Origin of the sequence: Terribacillus halophilus, assembly GCF_900101385.1 — a bacterium.
GTDB classification, from domain to species: domain Bacteria; phylum Bacillota; class Bacilli; order Bacillales; family Amphibacillaceae; genus Terribacillus; species Terribacillus halophilus.
This window is the reverse complement of record NZ_FMZB01000005.1, coordinates 92,649-107,325: the sequence shown is the minus strand read 5'-3', so window position 1 is coordinate 107,325 and position 14,677 is coordinate 92,649. Positions and strand designations below refer to the sequence as shown.

Sequence of the window (14,677 nt, the reverse complement as noted above, 5' to 3'; positions counted from 1 at the left end):
ATGATTCCCTAGGGGATTTGCGCGAAAAAGAGATAACCTAACCACCCTTCTCGAGCTGCCGACTCAAGGGTGGTTATTTTTTCCGGTTGTTTTCCGACAAGATCGCAACAATCAACGTTCCAAATCCGATCATCAGCTTCAACGCCTCTGCCACCGTCATCCGCTACACCACCCTCCATAAAGGAAAGAGTAATGCGCCAACCACCCTTGAGTCACCTATGCTATTGTCCTATCATTATATCAGAGGTCGAAAAAAGCCCATATATAACAAAAGTCCATTTTTTACCATAATGAGTGTTACTATAGTACCTGACTGATATGCAACCAAGATGAATCAAACGTATTCGGACTATTGCCGTAGTGCACCGAACCGACATAAGGCTGCCGCACCCCGAGTGAGTCCTGTACTTGGACAAGCTTCCGGCAGCGAATCGGACATCGGTGATATCCTCCACCTGGTACTTTTATGAATATACAGTAGGATTCGGATACTCCCCAGTCAACACCCAATGGCCAATATTTTTCCGTTTATATTCGATCGGATTATGAAGGGAATGGGTGCGGACATTTCTCCAAAATCGGTCAAAGTTATTTTTCCTCGTAGCTGAACGGGCACCCATCACCTGAAAGATATTGCTCGTTACATTCAAGGCAACCTTGGTGCCAAAGGCATTTGCCGCTCCCGTTAAAAGAGCGGTTTCCCCTCGTTCCTCCTCTGTAAGTGAACGATCTTGCCCCCAAGCCTCATCTACCTTTCTACCGGCTTTTTCCACTAACTGAACGGCTGCCTGAATATCAATCCAAAAGTCCCCGTAACTACGCTGCACAAATGGATCATCAATTGCTTTTTCATAGTCTGTAAGATACCAAGGCCGTGATTTTTCAATCGTGTATCTCCTCGCTTCTTCCAATGCTCCCTCAGCAGAACCAACAAAAACGTTCGCCAAAACAATTTGCGATAAGATAGCATCAAAAGTAGCTAAAGGGGTTCCTTTGGATTCCGTAAAATCAATCACTTCATCCGCTTCCACCACAACATTTTCAAACGTAACCGATCCGCTGTCCGTTTGCCTTTGCCCCATTCCATCCCAATCATCATTAATGGTGATTCCATCCCTGGAAGTCGGGATAATACCAAGATAGAAAGTTGTTTTTTCTGGATTGTCATACCATGTGATAGCCAAACAATCTGAATCCTTAGCACCTGTGCTAAACGTATTATGTCCATTTACAATAAAACCGTCACCATGACTTTTTCCAATCAAACTAGGTTCGATTGGATTGGACGAGTTTCCCCAGAACCAGTTGTTTTTTGCTGATTGCGTATAAAAATACTCCTTTTGTTTCGTTGTACCAGCGATATGCGGCAAAACAGTTTGAAAGGCATGGTAACCATATAGATGACCAAGAGCTGCATCAGCTTTTGCCAATTCCCGAACAATTCTAAGAACAAGTGACCAAGGCTGCCCTTCACCGCCATATTCTTTAGGAATAAGAAGGTTCAATAGTCCACTTTCTCTTAAAGCATCTCGTTGTTTCTTAGCTGTACCGCCAGCCTTGTCACGTTCTGCTGCGTCCTTTGCGAATTCTTGAGCAAGTATAGATGCAATTTTCAAATACTTTGTTGATTCATTTGCAGTAATTGTTCCCATTTTAATCTTCCTCTCCATTTTTATTCAAAAGGTCCATTCGAAAATCTAACGCTTTTTGACAGTCCCAAGAGGTAACGCGATATGATAAGAACTTAGCTACATAAAAAAACCTCTCCTTAAATAAGAAGAGGTTTAGAAACCGGTCATTTATCATACTCCCCTTATCTTCCAAGCATACGCTTGCTGGATTTGGCACAGTGCTTTATAAAAGTCTGCTGCCGAGGTATCATTGGGCCAGTCCCTCCACCTCTCTTGATAAGTTAATTTAATTGTTAGTTGAAATATAAATTATGTAAAAAATAAAGTCAATACTTTTTGAATATTTTTATATTTAGATAAACGAGTTATGTCTCGCAAAATCCTATGTCGTCATGCTGATACCTCTTTTCCCGATTCTTTCACCAACATATAAATAAAAATTAGTGGATAAATCAATAAATACAGATTCATAATCCACCATGCAGGGTCAAAGTCTCTGATAAAAGACCAGTATGCAATAGCTTGTAGCCCAGAACAAAAGGTAAGCACCAATGATATGAGTGCCACCATTCTCCATTGTCCTGCATTTTTCCTATACAAATATAAGCTGTACAGTCCAGTAATAGAAATGAGGATATCAAGTGGCAGGAACGACCAGTTCCAGGCAATCGTCATTGGGTCATCGTAATCCTTAAATGCCCAGCTTTTCGGTATGACATGTAAATACGTCACAATCCAATAAACGATGAATCCAATATCGGTTACAAGGAAGAACGGCCTCATATACTTCATTGTTCGATATCCTTTTTGCCTGCTTCGGATAAGACACCAAAAAGGAGGATATCCACTATTTCATTCAAATTCTCCTGAATACTCATCTGGCCCGTCTGTATTTCATTCTTCGCATATATCCCATTTATAGCACCTATGTATACATCAATCAGGATCTCTGTTTGAACCGGGCGGAGCTTCCCTTCCTTCACACCTTCATCAATTATATCACTGACAGCTCCCCATTCCTCTTTTATGAATTTATCCAGTATTAGCCACTGTTCATAATAATTTCGTTTTAAATCATGTAACAAGCGCATGTCCAGAAGACCATAGCTTGTTGGCAGCAAGACCAGCAGCTGGCGCAGTTTTTCGCCTACTTGTAATGTATTGTCCATTATGATTGCTTTTTCCATTTGTTTTATTTGCTGCATCAACTGGTTGACAATCTCTTCGATTAAGCCAGCTTTTGAGTCGTAATATTGATAGATGGTTCGTTTACTCGTGCCTAAACTTTGGGTCAACTCTGAAACTGTAAATGACAGACCTCTTGTCTTTAATAATTGAATAGTTGCTTCCAAGATTCTTTCCCGCATAATTTCTCCTTTCGGTACCGTTAATACTTTCACAGTACCAGTTGTTTATCATGATTTCAATTACTTTCCTGCATTAATTAGTTTAATTTCCGCATGGTCGAACCATCCATTCGTATTACTAGCTGGTTCTTCATTGAAATAGGCCTGATGGCGAGCAAAATTTGGGCTAGCATTACAAATAGATCCCTTTAAATGAGTCAACTGCCTAAAGAAATAACAGCAGAACATTGGAATCCTGTTTAACAAAGAAAGATTATGGAAATGGATTAGTGACCAGCTTTTGCTCCAATAGTCACATGACAATCCCTTCCAATTGCGCTACTATAATATTTGTGCACAGAAAAAGACCGCCCGGTGCTGCCAACACCAATCGGTCTGTCCAGAAATAGCACGATTCCCTAGGGGATCTGCGCGAAAAAGAGGTAACCTGAACCACCCTTCTCGAGCTGCCGACTCAAGGGTGGTTACTTTTTCTGGTTCTTTTCCGACAAGATCGCAACAATCAACGTTCCAAAACCGATCATCAACGTCAACGCCTCTGCCACCGTCATCCGCTACACCACCCTCCATAAAGGAAAGAGTAATGCGCAAACCACCCTTGAGTCACCTATGCTATTGTCCTACCATTATATCAGAGGTTCACATAAGCCCATATATAACAAAAGTCCATATTTTACCAAAGTCAACGCTACTATAGTACCTGTCAAAGTATCATCCAGAACATTATTCCCCAATCACCTATAATGGAATCGCCTCTCATCGCCACAATCTGATATAGAAAACAGCCAAAATAAACGATCAGAGCTTGCTGCTTCCTGATTCAGTTCAATTATAAGTAACTTTCCTCAGATCCTTTCAGCTTTTTGCTGTAACCAAGACAAACCAGTATAATTTAAAAAGGAACTCCTATACTGAGGTGATCATCATGAACTTTAATCCAGTAACAAATAAACGGCTATACATACAAATTTACGAACAAATCGTCGAGCAAATGAAATCCGGTGCTTTTAAAATAGGTGATAAGCTTCCCTCGGAACGCGAACTATGTGAACAATTCGGCGTTAGCCGTGCGCCGGTTCGCCAAGCATTAAGTGCATTGGAAATGAACGGATTCACATACTCCAGACAAGGGGAGGGCGTCTACATTAAATCCTTGCCTGCCGATGAAGTTCTGTCTCCTGCCTTCCTTAAAAGTGTCTCTCCAGAGGATATTGTAGAAGCCAGGATGAACATTGAACCGCTCATCGTGCGCTTTGCTGCCATGCGTGCGACGAAGGAAGATTTGGCAGAGCTGAATGAGACAATCCAGCAAATGGAGATGGAAACGAATGAAGGGGTATACGTACCGGAAACGGATGAAAAACTGCATAACGGTATCGCGAAAGCTTCCCATAACGACTTGTTCATCCAATTCATGGCTGCAATCAGCAATGCCATGAAACAGCAGCAGATGTGGACCTTCATCAGGGATCGGACGGTAACGAGGCCTGACTTCCGCGGAGTGAATTTCCATGAGCATAAAAATTTAATCGAAGCGATTGAAGATCGTGACGCGGAAAAAGCAGAGTCCTTGATGAAGCTTCACATGGATAATCTGTACGAACGTTATTGGAAAGTATAAAGGAGCCAGCATTTGCTGACTCCTTTCCCATTATTCCGCTGCTATGCTCTCATCTCGGCATTCCAGGCAGACCCCGTATAGGACACGGCCGCCTTCCGGGCTGACTGTCACATCAATCACATCTTCGCAATCCTGACAAATAATCGTTTGCTTCGAATTAAATTTCTCTTCCATTTTCTTCGCCTCCGATTGATTTAATTGTCATGCACTAACTTGATTTACCGAGTTTCTTTTCAGCAATCCGGGACACTGCTTTACCGGATTGCTTCACTAGGAATATTATGATTAGCGAGCTTAGAATCATGCTTACACCAAGGAAAATCATACTCATTGTGAAAGAACCGGTCGCATCCCGGATATACCCGACCGCATATGGTCCAAAGAATCCGCCAAGGTTCCCGATGCTATTGATCAAAGCAATCGCTCCTGCGGCTGCAGATTCTGTCAGGAAGGATGGCGGAATCGCCCAAAACGGGGAGTAGGCTCCGAAAGCCCCGCACAGTGCGATGGTCAGCAACACAAAGGACAAGACAATATTCGTTTCCGCTACATAACTGCTTGCAATCATCGCTACGGCACTAGTCGTCAAGCAAGCTGCCACATGCCAGCGTCTTTCATTCTTTTTATCCGAATGGTTTCCTACCAGGATCATCGCTACCATCGCAATGGCATACATCAATCCAAGCAGCCAGCCGAGCCCCTGTGTGGTGATGGACAATGACTCGGACATCGACTCTGTCACGGTTGGCAGGAACATATTGATGCCATAATAGCCAAACATCCAGCAGAAATATCCTGCTGACAGAATCAGGACGTCCCGATCCTTAAGTGCCTGGGCAAACGTGTAATGTTTTACTTGCTGCTTTGCCTCCTTTTCTTTTTGGGTCACTTCCAAAAGCCAGTTCTTCTCTTCCTCCTTCAGCCATTTCACATCCTCCAGACGATCATCCAAATAGAAGAAACAGATGATACCAAGGATCAGTGCTGGAACCGCTTCCAAAATAAACAACCACTGCCAACCAGCGAGGTTTAACCATTCAATCTGCATCAGGAACGTGGATAACGGTGCCCCGACCGCATTGGCTCCTGGTATGGCCAGCATGAAGGCCGCAATGGCCTTGGCATGGTGCTTCGATTGGAAGAATCCACTCAAATAATAGACCATACATGGATAGAAGCTTGCTTCTGCTACCCCTAATAGGAACCGCGCCGTATAGAACTGCCATGGTTCGGTTACGAATGCCATTAGGATAGCAATGATTGCCCACGAAACCATGATTCGGCTGATCCAGCGCCGTGCCCCGATTCTGGTCATGATTGCACTTCCAGGCACCTCCAATAAGAAGTAACCTAAGAAGAATATACCCGCTCCGAGACCAAATATAGCATTCGAGAAGCCAAGATCTTCATTCATTTGTAAAGCGGCAAAACTTATATTCACACGATCCAGGATCGAGATGAAGAAACAGAGAAACAGAAACGGTATCAGACGTAATGTCACTTTCCGGGTAGTCGATTTCTCCAGCATGTGCTGCTCCAAGATTATTCCTCCAATCATTTCTGATGCAGGACGGGGCTAGGTGGCCCGCCCCAGTTCTTTAGTCCATGTGCGAGCCACCATTGATATCAATCTCTTCCCCAGTAATATAGGAGGATTCTTCTGATGCAAGAAATGCAACAGCAGAAGCAATTTCCTTCGTCTCCCCTGGTCTGCCAAGCGGAATACCAGAGATGACTTGCAATGCATCTTCCTGCGGCAGCGACTTCCAAATATCCGTATTCACTAATCCCGGCGCAACACAGTTAACAGTGATGCCATCCAATCCCACTTCCCGTGCAAGGTTCTTGGAGAATCCAAGTACAGCTGCTTTAGATGCCGAGTAATGCGCCCCTCCAAACACACCGCCGCCGCGCTTCGCTGAAACAGAAGACAAACTGACGATGCGGCCGAATTTCTGCTTACGCATTGGTTCCAATACCGCTTGCGTGCAAAGAAACAGCCCGAACATATTGACGTTGAAAACCTTTGTGATGTCTGTGAGCGTCATTTCCTCTACAGTCACTTTTTGCGAGATGCCGGCATTGTTGACAAGGATATCAATACGCCCGAATGCTTCCAGCGTCTTCTCTACCATTGCATCGACAGAAGCTTTATCTGTTACATTGACTTCCACTCCAAGAGCTGTCCCGCCGGCTTCTGTTATGACAGCTACAGTCTCTTCGATACCTTCCTTATTCATATCGGCAATGACCACTTTCGCACCTTGCTCTGCCAATGTCAGTGCGATAGTTCGGCCGATTCCTTTTGCAGATCCACTACCTGTAACGATTGCGACTCGCTCATCCAATTTGAACATGTTCTCCAGACTCCTATGCTATTAGTTTGTAAGTAATTGATTCGCTTTTGCAATAATGTTTTCTACGGTAATGCCGTTGATTTCGAGTAGCTTTTCATAAGGTGCAGATTCACCAAATCTGTCCTGTACACCGATTCGAGCCAGCTGACCTTTCCCTGCTTCAGCTATAACTTCTGCTACTGCGCTGCCAAGACCATTAAGAATGTTGTGATCTTCAACAGTAATGATGCTGCCGATATCCAAACAATCTTTGACTGCTTCTACATCAAGCGGTTTGATCGTATGCATATCCAGCAGCTTGACGGAAACACCATTTTGCTCGAGCTGTTCAGCAGCTTCGATTGCTAGACGTACGGTATCGCCGTTTGCAATGATGGCAATATCCTCTCCGTCACGGAGCTGCTTTGCTTTGCCGATTTCAAATGTCTCATTCTCGTCATAAATCATTGGTACCGCATCACGCGTGAACCGCAGGTAAACCGGACCGTACATGGCAGCTGCTTCGGCAATCAATTTGCGAGTAGAATGATAATCCGCTCCCATAATGACTGTCATATTCGGGAATGATCGCATCACGCCCATGTCTTCAATCGCCTGGTGACTTCCGCCGTCATTTCCTGGTGTCAGCCCGCCGTGGGAGCAAGCAATCTTCACATTCAAGTTCGGATAGCAGACTTCCTGACGAATTTGCTCTGCCATACGAAGGGATCCGAACACCGCATACGTACTGATGAAAGGAATCTTCCCTGTTGTCGCAAGTCCTGCCGCGATACCTGCTCCATTCTGTTCTGCGATCCCAACATTGATATGTTGCATTGGGAATTTTTCGATGAATTTATCCGTTTTGCAGGATTTCCCGATATCAATATCCACAACGTAAATATCTTTATTTGACTCACCCAAACGGACAATCTCGTCTCCAAATGCAGCTCTTGTCGCTTTTTTCTCGACGGCTTTTTTTGTCACACTCATACCGGCAAGCCTCCTTCTAGTTCCTTGATTGCCAACTCGAATTCTTCTTTGTTCGGTGCTGTACCGTGCCATGCAGCTTGGTCCTCCATATAAGAAACACCTTTTCCTTTCACGGTATCGCAGACAATGCACTTCGGCTTCCCGTTCTTCTGCTTCGCAAAGGTATCCAATGTCTCGACGATATGCTCCATGCTGTGTCCATCAATGCGAGTTGTATCAAAACCGAATGCATCAAATTTCTTTTCCAGATCGAGCAGCGGCATAACGTCCTCACAGAAACCATCTATCTGCAGTCGGTTGTTATCCACGAATACTATCAGATTATCGAGCTTATATTTGACTGCTGCTTGAATTGCTTCCCAGATCTGCCCTTCCTGGCACTCCCCATCGCCTACCATTGCAAATACGCGATAGTCCTTTTCATCACGCTGCCCTGCAATTGCCATGCCGACAGCACAAGATAGACCTTGGCCTAGAGATCCTGTTGATATATCAATTCCTGGACATTTCTTCATATCCGGATGCCCTTGGAAAGGTGATCCATACTGGCGCAAAGTGTATACGCTTTCATTTGAAACAAAGCCTCTTAATGCCAAAGCGGCATATTGTATTGGTGCTACATGCCCTTTCGATAAAACGAAACGATCCCGATCTTCCCATTTCGGATTGGCCGGATCTACATTCATTTCTCTGAAATATAAAGCAGATATAACATCCGCAGCCGACAAGGAACCTCCCGGGTGCCCAGACTGTGCTTCATACACCATCGTGACTGCTGTCTTGCGTAATTCAATCGCATGTTGTTTCAACTGTTCCACACTCGTTTGCTGCATATGCCACACTCCTGTTCCTAAGATATCCTCTTGTAAACTCATATACTTGTATACTTGTATTACAAGTGGTGTTGAAAACATCATAACTCCATTTTTAAACGGTGTCCAGTATTAATGTTAAATTGATGCAAAAGCCTAAATGGAATTGTTATGAAATCACATGAGAATACAAAAAAACACAATTCTCTACACAGAATTGTGTTTAAAGCCAACAAATATTATTTCTATAAGAGAAAATTACACTATCTGTTTCATCATCACTAGCTCTTCCCACATGACTTCCCCTGTCATGCTGAATCCTGCACTTTCATAAAGCTTCCTTGCAATATGATTCTTTGGAACAATGCTTGTATAAAAAGAAATAGCTCCGTACCTGATTTTAATCAGATCGAATAGCTTCATAAGCGCCGCCTTTCCATACCCCTTCCCTTGGTGCTGCTTGTCAATCATGAAACGGCACACTTCCACTCGCTTCGTTTCCTGATCTGTGCCAAACATCAGAAAACCGACTATCGTATCCTCCACATATATACCATGCGGATACCACTGCTTCTCATAAGCTGCCTGTGCAAGCGACACAGCGTTTTCAGCTACATTCTCTTTTTGTTCCTCTGTTACTGTCAGCTTGACACAAGCATGCCAATTATCCGCATCAATGGCTCTTAACGTCATTTGCACGATTGATCATTCCCTTCTATTATGGTAAATCTCATTTGACGTCACCCACTTCATGAATTGGCGGTAAGGGTAATATGTCGTACCATCCAACTCCATTTTAGGAGCATCCGGATGCTTTCTCAGTAGATCTGCCACCTCATCTCTACTCAAATTAAGATATGTATGCAAATCCTTCTCTTTGATCAAAGTAGGATATTCATCGTCAAACAGAAACTTAGCTTCTGGATTCTTGAAATTCTTCAATCCATTACCGATGAAGTAGCCAAACGCTGCCAGACCAACACCAATCCAAAAGAAATCCATTTCTATGTTCATTTATATAACCTCTTTCATTTTTCCTTCTAAATTAATAGATTTTAGAAATATTACTTTATTCGCTCTTTAGAAAATCAGAAACCGATAACAATTAATGCAGCTTCGTAAGAGGATTAACAAGGCCATGCTGTACACTATCAATCCGCTAAAGCCAGATATACTTAGTATCTACCTCCTATGCAGAATAGTCTGCAGTGACATATTAATGTGATGCCAATCATGAACACTACTATCTTCCTGATAAACGCTTTACGTTGTTTATAAGAAGAACTACGAAGTGGCAACATAAAAGTTCCCATTTTTAAGAATAGTTTTATGAGATCTATTCATGGACAGAGGCTTATTCCCCTTGTAGCGATAGCTGCTAACGATACAATCTTCACCACTTCTATGCTAAAACTTCTTCAAATATACAGCTTCTAAATATAGAAAAAAGCGTCACCTCTATTGCGAAGAGATGACGCTTTTTTCAAGAATGATACTTATTTGATTTGGTTTGTCTAGTACTTAGTGAATATCATTCTTCCTAAAGTTCCCGCCCTTGACTTCTGCTACATCATAAATCGTAACAAAAGCTCCTTCATCAATATCCTTGATGATTTCCTTCAGTTTGCTTTCTTCCAGACGGTTGATGACACATGTGATTTCTACAAATTTATCATGTGTATATCCACCATATGCTTCCTTATAGGTAGCACTTCTTCCCAAGCGATCGCGGATGGTTTCTACCATCAATACAGGATCGGTGGTAATGATTTTGAAGGTTTTTGAACCGCTTAGACCTTCTTCAACAATGTGGATGACTTTGGATGCGATAAAGTAGGCGATTGCTGAGAGGATAGCTCCTGTCAGACCGAATACAGTGGATACGAAGATGAAGACAAACATATTAAGGAATAGGATCAAATCACTTGTTCCAAACGGTAATTTACGGGATAACAGAACGGCCAGCATATCGATTCCGTCCACAGCTCCGCCATTACGTAATGCAAGACCCATACCGAAACCTAGGATGATACCGCCGACAACAGTAACAAGCAGTGTATCACCTTCAATGATAGCTGGAATGTGGTGCATTACAGCAGTTCCGATCGATAATGACGCGATTCCGATAACAGAGTAAATTGCAAAGCTTTTTCCTATCTGTTTATAACCTAACCATACGAATGGAAGGTTGATAATAGCGATAAGTGCGCCTAATGGTAGTCCGGTTAATTGTGAAATGACGATACTGATACCAGTGACGCCTCCGTCAGATACGTTGTTGGGGATCAAGACGGTTTCCAGGCCATATGCTGCGATGAATCCCCCGAGGATGACGGCTAATCCTCGTAATAAAATGAATAACTTACTACGGTTGCGTTTTTTGCCCATAAATATACCTCATTCTAAATTTTTTACTTCATAAGTTTATCATAAGCAATACCGCCTCTGCTAATGCGTAGTATTTTTTTCGAAAAAAGACTACCTCCTCTTGGAAGCAGCCCCGCTTACTCATCTATACTGACTGCCTCCATCCCGGCAGCACATTTCCCTTTTCTTCTCTCCATTAGCTTAAAACCGGAATGGACTGCAAAAGAATCCCATTAATTAAACCGGAATGTAGGGTATGGAAGAAAGAAATTTAGTCAGCGCTTTTTAACTTTTTTCGTTGATACGTAGATAGCACTACCCCTCCCACTATAAATAGTGAACCTAGAATCTCTGCACCGGTTATAGGTTTGGAAAGTAATATCAATCCCACAATCATAGCTACAAAAGGTTCTAAATTGGATAATATGGAAGCTTTTGAAGCATCCACATGTCTAATGTTGTTATTCCAGATAAGTGTGGCTATCCCATGTACAACAACGGCAGTTCCAATCAAAAAAGACCAATCCGAAATCTCAGTGCTGATTCGTAATGGTTTGTCTAGTAAAAAAGCAAAAGGAACCGACACAATGAGGCCAACAACATTTGAATATAAAGTGATGGTAAGTGGATCGATTCTATTGGAAAGAAGCCTCGTCATGATAATCATAATGGCGAATGTCATCATCGTTAAAACAATCCATAATAGACCTTTATCAATATGCAAAGAGGATAAATTTCCTTTTGTTACAACAAAGTAAATACCGATGATTGCCACGATGGACCCCATCAACATATGAATTGTTAATTTTTCTTTTAAAAAGATGGCAGCCAATATGCTAGTTAAAATAGGCGTGGTAGCTAAAATTAGCGCAGATGTTGTTGGATCAGCTGTTTGCAATCCTACAAAAAAAGACCATTGGTTTATGAAAATACCAATAACCCCCAAGAAAATAATAGCGAGTAAATCCGATTTTTCAACTCGTTTAAACTGTTTTTTATATAAGAATAATCCAACTAAAAATATTACAATAAATAAAAGTCTCAGCATGGTTAACAATGTTGGGGAAAAGTCTCGGACTAAAATCTTTCCGAATACAAAATTGCTGCCCCAGACCATTACACAAAAGGTTAGCCAAGTGTATGCTTTTAACATATTTCCATCCTTTCTACAAAAAAATACTAACTGTCCTATTCTATACTAACTAGCATTTTTCGTATACATTATGTGCCTGCTAAAAAGAAGCCATTTACCTCAGATTAAGCAAACCGCTCCCATCTTAATACAAACCAGACACATCAAGCATTCAGACGTTTTTTACATCGTACAGCCAATGTCGCCCATGTCTGATATCACCATGTTTCATTCCATATTCATTAAGGGAAAATTACGATACTATAATAGTAGTCTTCAAAATTATGATAGGCTTCAACAAAAACACCCAATCATCGTCGTTTTATCTTATAATAGAATCAGTAAAATTATGTAAAAGTTAGTAATTCTGAAAGGAGCTACATAATCTTGAACACCAAATACTTAGACTTACTAGCTCAGAAATATGACACGGAAGAAAAAGTCGTCACAGAAATCATCAATTTGAAAGCTATTCTTAACCTTCCCAAAGGGACCGAGCATTTTGTCAGTGATTTGCACGGTGAATATCAAGCATTCCAGCATGTGCTGCGCAATGGCTCCGGCAGGGTGAAAGAAAAAATCAGGGATATCTTCAGCGGCGTCATCTTTGAAAAAGAAATCGATGAACTGGCTGCTTTGGTTTATTATCCGGAAGAAAAACTGCAGATCATCAAAAATGATTTTCACCAGGAAGAAGATTTACACGAGTGGTATAAAAAGACCATCAAACGGATGATCAAGCTCATCTCCTATGCATCTTCTAAATATACGCGCTCCAAGCTGCGTAAGGCATTGCCTAGTCAGTTTGCCTATATCATTGAAGAGCTTTTATATAAAACAGAAGAATCCGGCAATAAGGAGCAATATTATCACGAGATCATTGAACAAATCATCTCGCTCGGACAAGCCGATAAGCTTATTACCGGGCTTGCCTACAGTACACACCAATTGGTAGTGGACCATCTGCATGTTGTTGGCGATATCTATGATCGGGGACCTGAACCAGATAAAATCATGGAAGAACTCATCAATTATCATTCCGTCGATATCCAATGGGGCAATCATGATGTCCTCTGGATCGGTGCTTTTGCAGGTTCGAAGGTTTGTCTGGCGAATATCCTGCGCATTTGTGCACGTTATGATAATTTGGACATTATCGAGGATGTGTATGGCATCAACCTTCGTCCGCTGATGAATTTGGCAGAGAAATATTATGACGATAACCCAGCTTTCCGTCCCAAAACACATGCAGATAAGAAGACATCCGAGCATGAATTAGTCCAAATCACCAAAATGCACCAAGCAATCGCAATGATTCAATTCAAATTGGAAAGTCCGATCATCAAAAGACGACCGAGTTTCAATATGGAAGAAAGACTGCTGCTTGAAAAAATCGATTTTGACTCAAATGAAATAACGCTGAACGGCAGTACGTACCCACTGGAAAATACATGTTTCGCTACTATCAATCCAAAACAGCCCGATATGCTTTTGGAAGAAGAACAGCAAGTGATCGATAAGCTATTGTTCTCTGTCCAGCATTCGGAAAAACTGGCCAGGCATATGAATTTCCTCATGCGCAAGGGCAGCCTGTATTTGCGTTATAACGGCAATCTTTTGATTCATGGATGCATTCCGATTGATGAAGAAGGCAATATGGAGAAAATGGAAATCGAAGGCAAGTCTTACGCAGGTCGCGAGCTGCTTGATAAATTCGAACAATTCCTCCGCCAGTCATTCGCCCATCCGGAAGAAACAGATGACTTGGCGACAGATATGGTCTGGTACCTATGGACAGGCGAATATTCTTCCCTATTCGGCAAAAGGGCCATGACGACCTTTGAACGTTATTTCATCAAGGAAAAAGTGACGCACAAAGAAATAAAGAATCATTATTACCACCTGCGGGAAAATGAAGAAACCTGTGAAAAAATCCTGACAGAATTCGATTTAGACCCAGAACACGGGCACATCATCAATGGTCATACACCAGTCAAAGAAATCGAAGGCGAAAACCCGATCAAAGCAGGCGGCAAAATCATCGTCATCGATGGCGGCTTCTCCAAAGCCTATCAATCGAAAACAGGCATCGCCGGATACACATTATTATATAATTCCTACGGCATGAAACTCGTTGCCCATAAACATTTCAATTCCAAAGATGAAGTGCTGCACGATGGGACGGATGTGTTATCCGTGAAGAGATTGGTCGATAAAGAGCTTGAGCGCAAGAAAGTTCTTGAAACAAATGTTGGAGAAGTATTATGTCAGGAGATTAATATACTCAAGAATTTGATGGAGTATCGGTATATGAAATAAAGACAGCCTAAGAGCGCAGAGAATTCTCTCAGCGCTCTTTTTTTAGATGTTGCTTGCTTTTCGAAAATAATCAGTTATACTGATTATATAATACACTGA

The 14,677-nt window shown here is 42.2% G+C and carries 16 protein-coding genes and 1 riboswitch; of the genes, 2 read left to right on the top strand and 14 right to left on the bottom strand.

Features of this window, described 5'->3' with window-relative positions; genetic code table 11:
• Positions 1–73 precede the first annotated feature (73 nt).
• From BLQ53_RS19440 to BLQ53_RS19205, 5 genes are all read right to left on the bottom strand, one after another.
• On the bottom strand, positions 74–160 hold the full coding sequence (locus tag BLQ53_RS19440; protein WP_425288300.1) for a putative holin-like toxin: 87 nt from the start codon (positions 158–160) through the stop codon (positions 74–76).
• Between the two features lie 304 nt (positions 161–464).
• Complete coding sequence (locus tag BLQ53_RS10205) at positions 465–1,652, bottom strand: acyl-CoA dehydrogenase family protein (RefSeq protein ID WP_093727210.1); 1,188 nt, start codon at positions 1,650–1,652, stop codon at positions 465–467.
• A 158-nt stretch (positions 1,653–1,810) separates the two neighbouring features.
• Positions 1,811–1,914: riboswitch (SAM riboswitch) on the bottom strand.
• A gap of 107 nt (positions 1,915–2,021) precedes the next feature.
• A complete protein-coding gene (locus tag BLQ53_RS10200) occupies positions 2,022–2,423 on the bottom strand; it encodes a YvaD family protein (RefSeq protein WP_093727209.1) in 402 nt (133 codons plus the stop codon).
• Complete coding sequence (locus tag BLQ53_RS10195; RefSeq protein ID WP_093727208.1) at positions 2,420–2,998, bottom strand: TetR/AcrR family transcriptional regulator; 579 nt, start codon at positions 2,996–2,998, stop codon at positions 2,420–2,422. The genes BLQ53_RS10200 and BLQ53_RS10195 overlap by 4 nt, the downstream gene beginning before the upstream one ends.
• A 464-nt stretch (positions 2,999–3,462) precedes the next feature.
• Positions 3,463–3,549, bottom strand: a complete 87-nt coding sequence (locus tag BLQ53_RS19205; protein WP_280137069.1) for a putative holin-like toxin — start codon at positions 3,547–3,549, stop codon at positions 3,463–3,465.
• 374 nt (positions 3,550–3,923) lie between these two features.
• Between BLQ53_RS19205 and BLQ53_RS10190 the strand changes: the two genes are divergently transcribed.
• Positions 3,924–4,619 carry a FadR/GntR family transcriptional regulator gene (locus BLQ53_RS10190; RefSeq protein ID WP_170829653.1) on the top strand — a complete coding sequence of 232 codons (696 nt, stop codon included), beginning with the start codon at positions 3,924–3,926 and terminating at the stop codon, positions 4,617–4,619.
• Between the two features lie 30 nt (positions 4,620–4,649).
• On the opposite strand, the gene BLQ53_RS18745 is transcribed toward BLQ53_RS10190, so the two are convergent.
• The 9 genes from BLQ53_RS18745 to BLQ53_RS10150 all read right to left on the bottom strand — a co-directional run bounded on the left by BLQ53_RS18745 (position 4,650) and on the right by BLQ53_RS10150 (position 12,280).
• Positions 4,650–4,793 carry a GapA-binding peptide SR1P gene (locus BLQ53_RS18745; RefSeq protein ID WP_139180869.1) on the bottom strand — a complete coding sequence of 48 codons (144 nt, stop codon included), beginning with the start codon at positions 4,791–4,793 and terminating at the stop codon, positions 4,650–4,652.
• Positions 4,794–4,827: 34 nt separating this feature from the next.
• Entirely contained in the window at positions 4,828–6,159 is a 1,332-nt protein-coding gene (locus BLQ53_RS10185; RefSeq protein ID WP_093727206.1) for an MFS transporter, read from the bottom strand.
• 58 nt (positions 6,160–6,217) lie between these two features.
• Positions 6,218–6,976 (bottom strand): SDR family NAD(P)-dependent oxidoreductase, encoded by a 759-nt coding sequence (locus BLQ53_RS10180; protein ID WP_093727205.1) that lies wholly within the window; start codon positions 6,974–6,976, stop codon positions 6,218–6,220.
• 21 nt (positions 6,977–6,997) lie between these two features.
• Positions 6,998–7,948 carry a transketolase family protein gene (locus BLQ53_RS10175; RefSeq protein ID WP_093727204.1) on the bottom strand — a complete coding sequence of 317 codons (951 nt, stop codon included), beginning with the start codon at positions 7,946–7,948 and terminating at the stop codon, positions 6,998–7,000.
• Positions 7,945–8,781: a transketolase gene (locus BLQ53_RS10170; protein WP_170829652.1), complete on the bottom strand. Its 837-nt coding sequence runs from the start codon at positions 8,779–8,781 to the stop codon at positions 7,945–7,947. Before BLQ53_RS10170 ends, BLQ53_RS10175 begins: the two co-directional genes overlap by 4 nt.
• A 237-nt stretch (positions 8,782–9,018) precedes the next feature.
• On the bottom strand, positions 9,019–9,453 hold the full coding sequence (locus BLQ53_RS10165) for a GNAT family N-acetyltransferase (RefSeq protein ID WP_244499332.1): 435 nt from the start codon (positions 9,451–9,453) through the stop codon (positions 9,019–9,021).
• Between the two features lie 12 nt (positions 9,454–9,465).
• Positions 9,466–9,768, bottom strand: a complete 303-nt coding sequence (locus BLQ53_RS10160) for a DNA-binding protein (protein WP_093727381.1) — start codon at positions 9,766–9,768, stop codon at positions 9,466–9,468.
• A 513-nt stretch (positions 9,769–10,281) separates the two neighbouring features.
• A complete protein-coding gene (locus BLQ53_RS10155) occupies positions 10,282–11,148 on the bottom strand; it encodes a YitT family protein (protein WP_093727201.1) in 867 nt (288 codons plus the stop codon).
• 250 nt (positions 11,149–11,398) lie between these two features.
• Positions 11,399–12,280 (bottom strand): DMT family transporter, encoded by an 882-nt coding sequence (locus BLQ53_RS10150; protein ID WP_093727200.1) that lies wholly within the window; start codon positions 12,278–12,280, stop codon positions 11,399–11,401.
• Positions 12,281–12,646: 366 nt separating this feature from the next.
• On the opposite strand from BLQ53_RS10150, the gene fbp reads away from it, so the two are divergent.
• Positions 12,647–14,578 carry a fructose-1,6-bisphosphatase gene (gene fbp / locus BLQ53_RS10145; protein ID WP_093727199.1) on the top strand — a complete coding sequence of 644 codons (1,932 nt, stop codon included), beginning with the start codon at positions 12,647–12,649 and terminating at the stop codon, positions 14,576–14,578.
• The last annotated feature ends 99 nt before the right edge of the window (positions 14,579–14,677 follow it).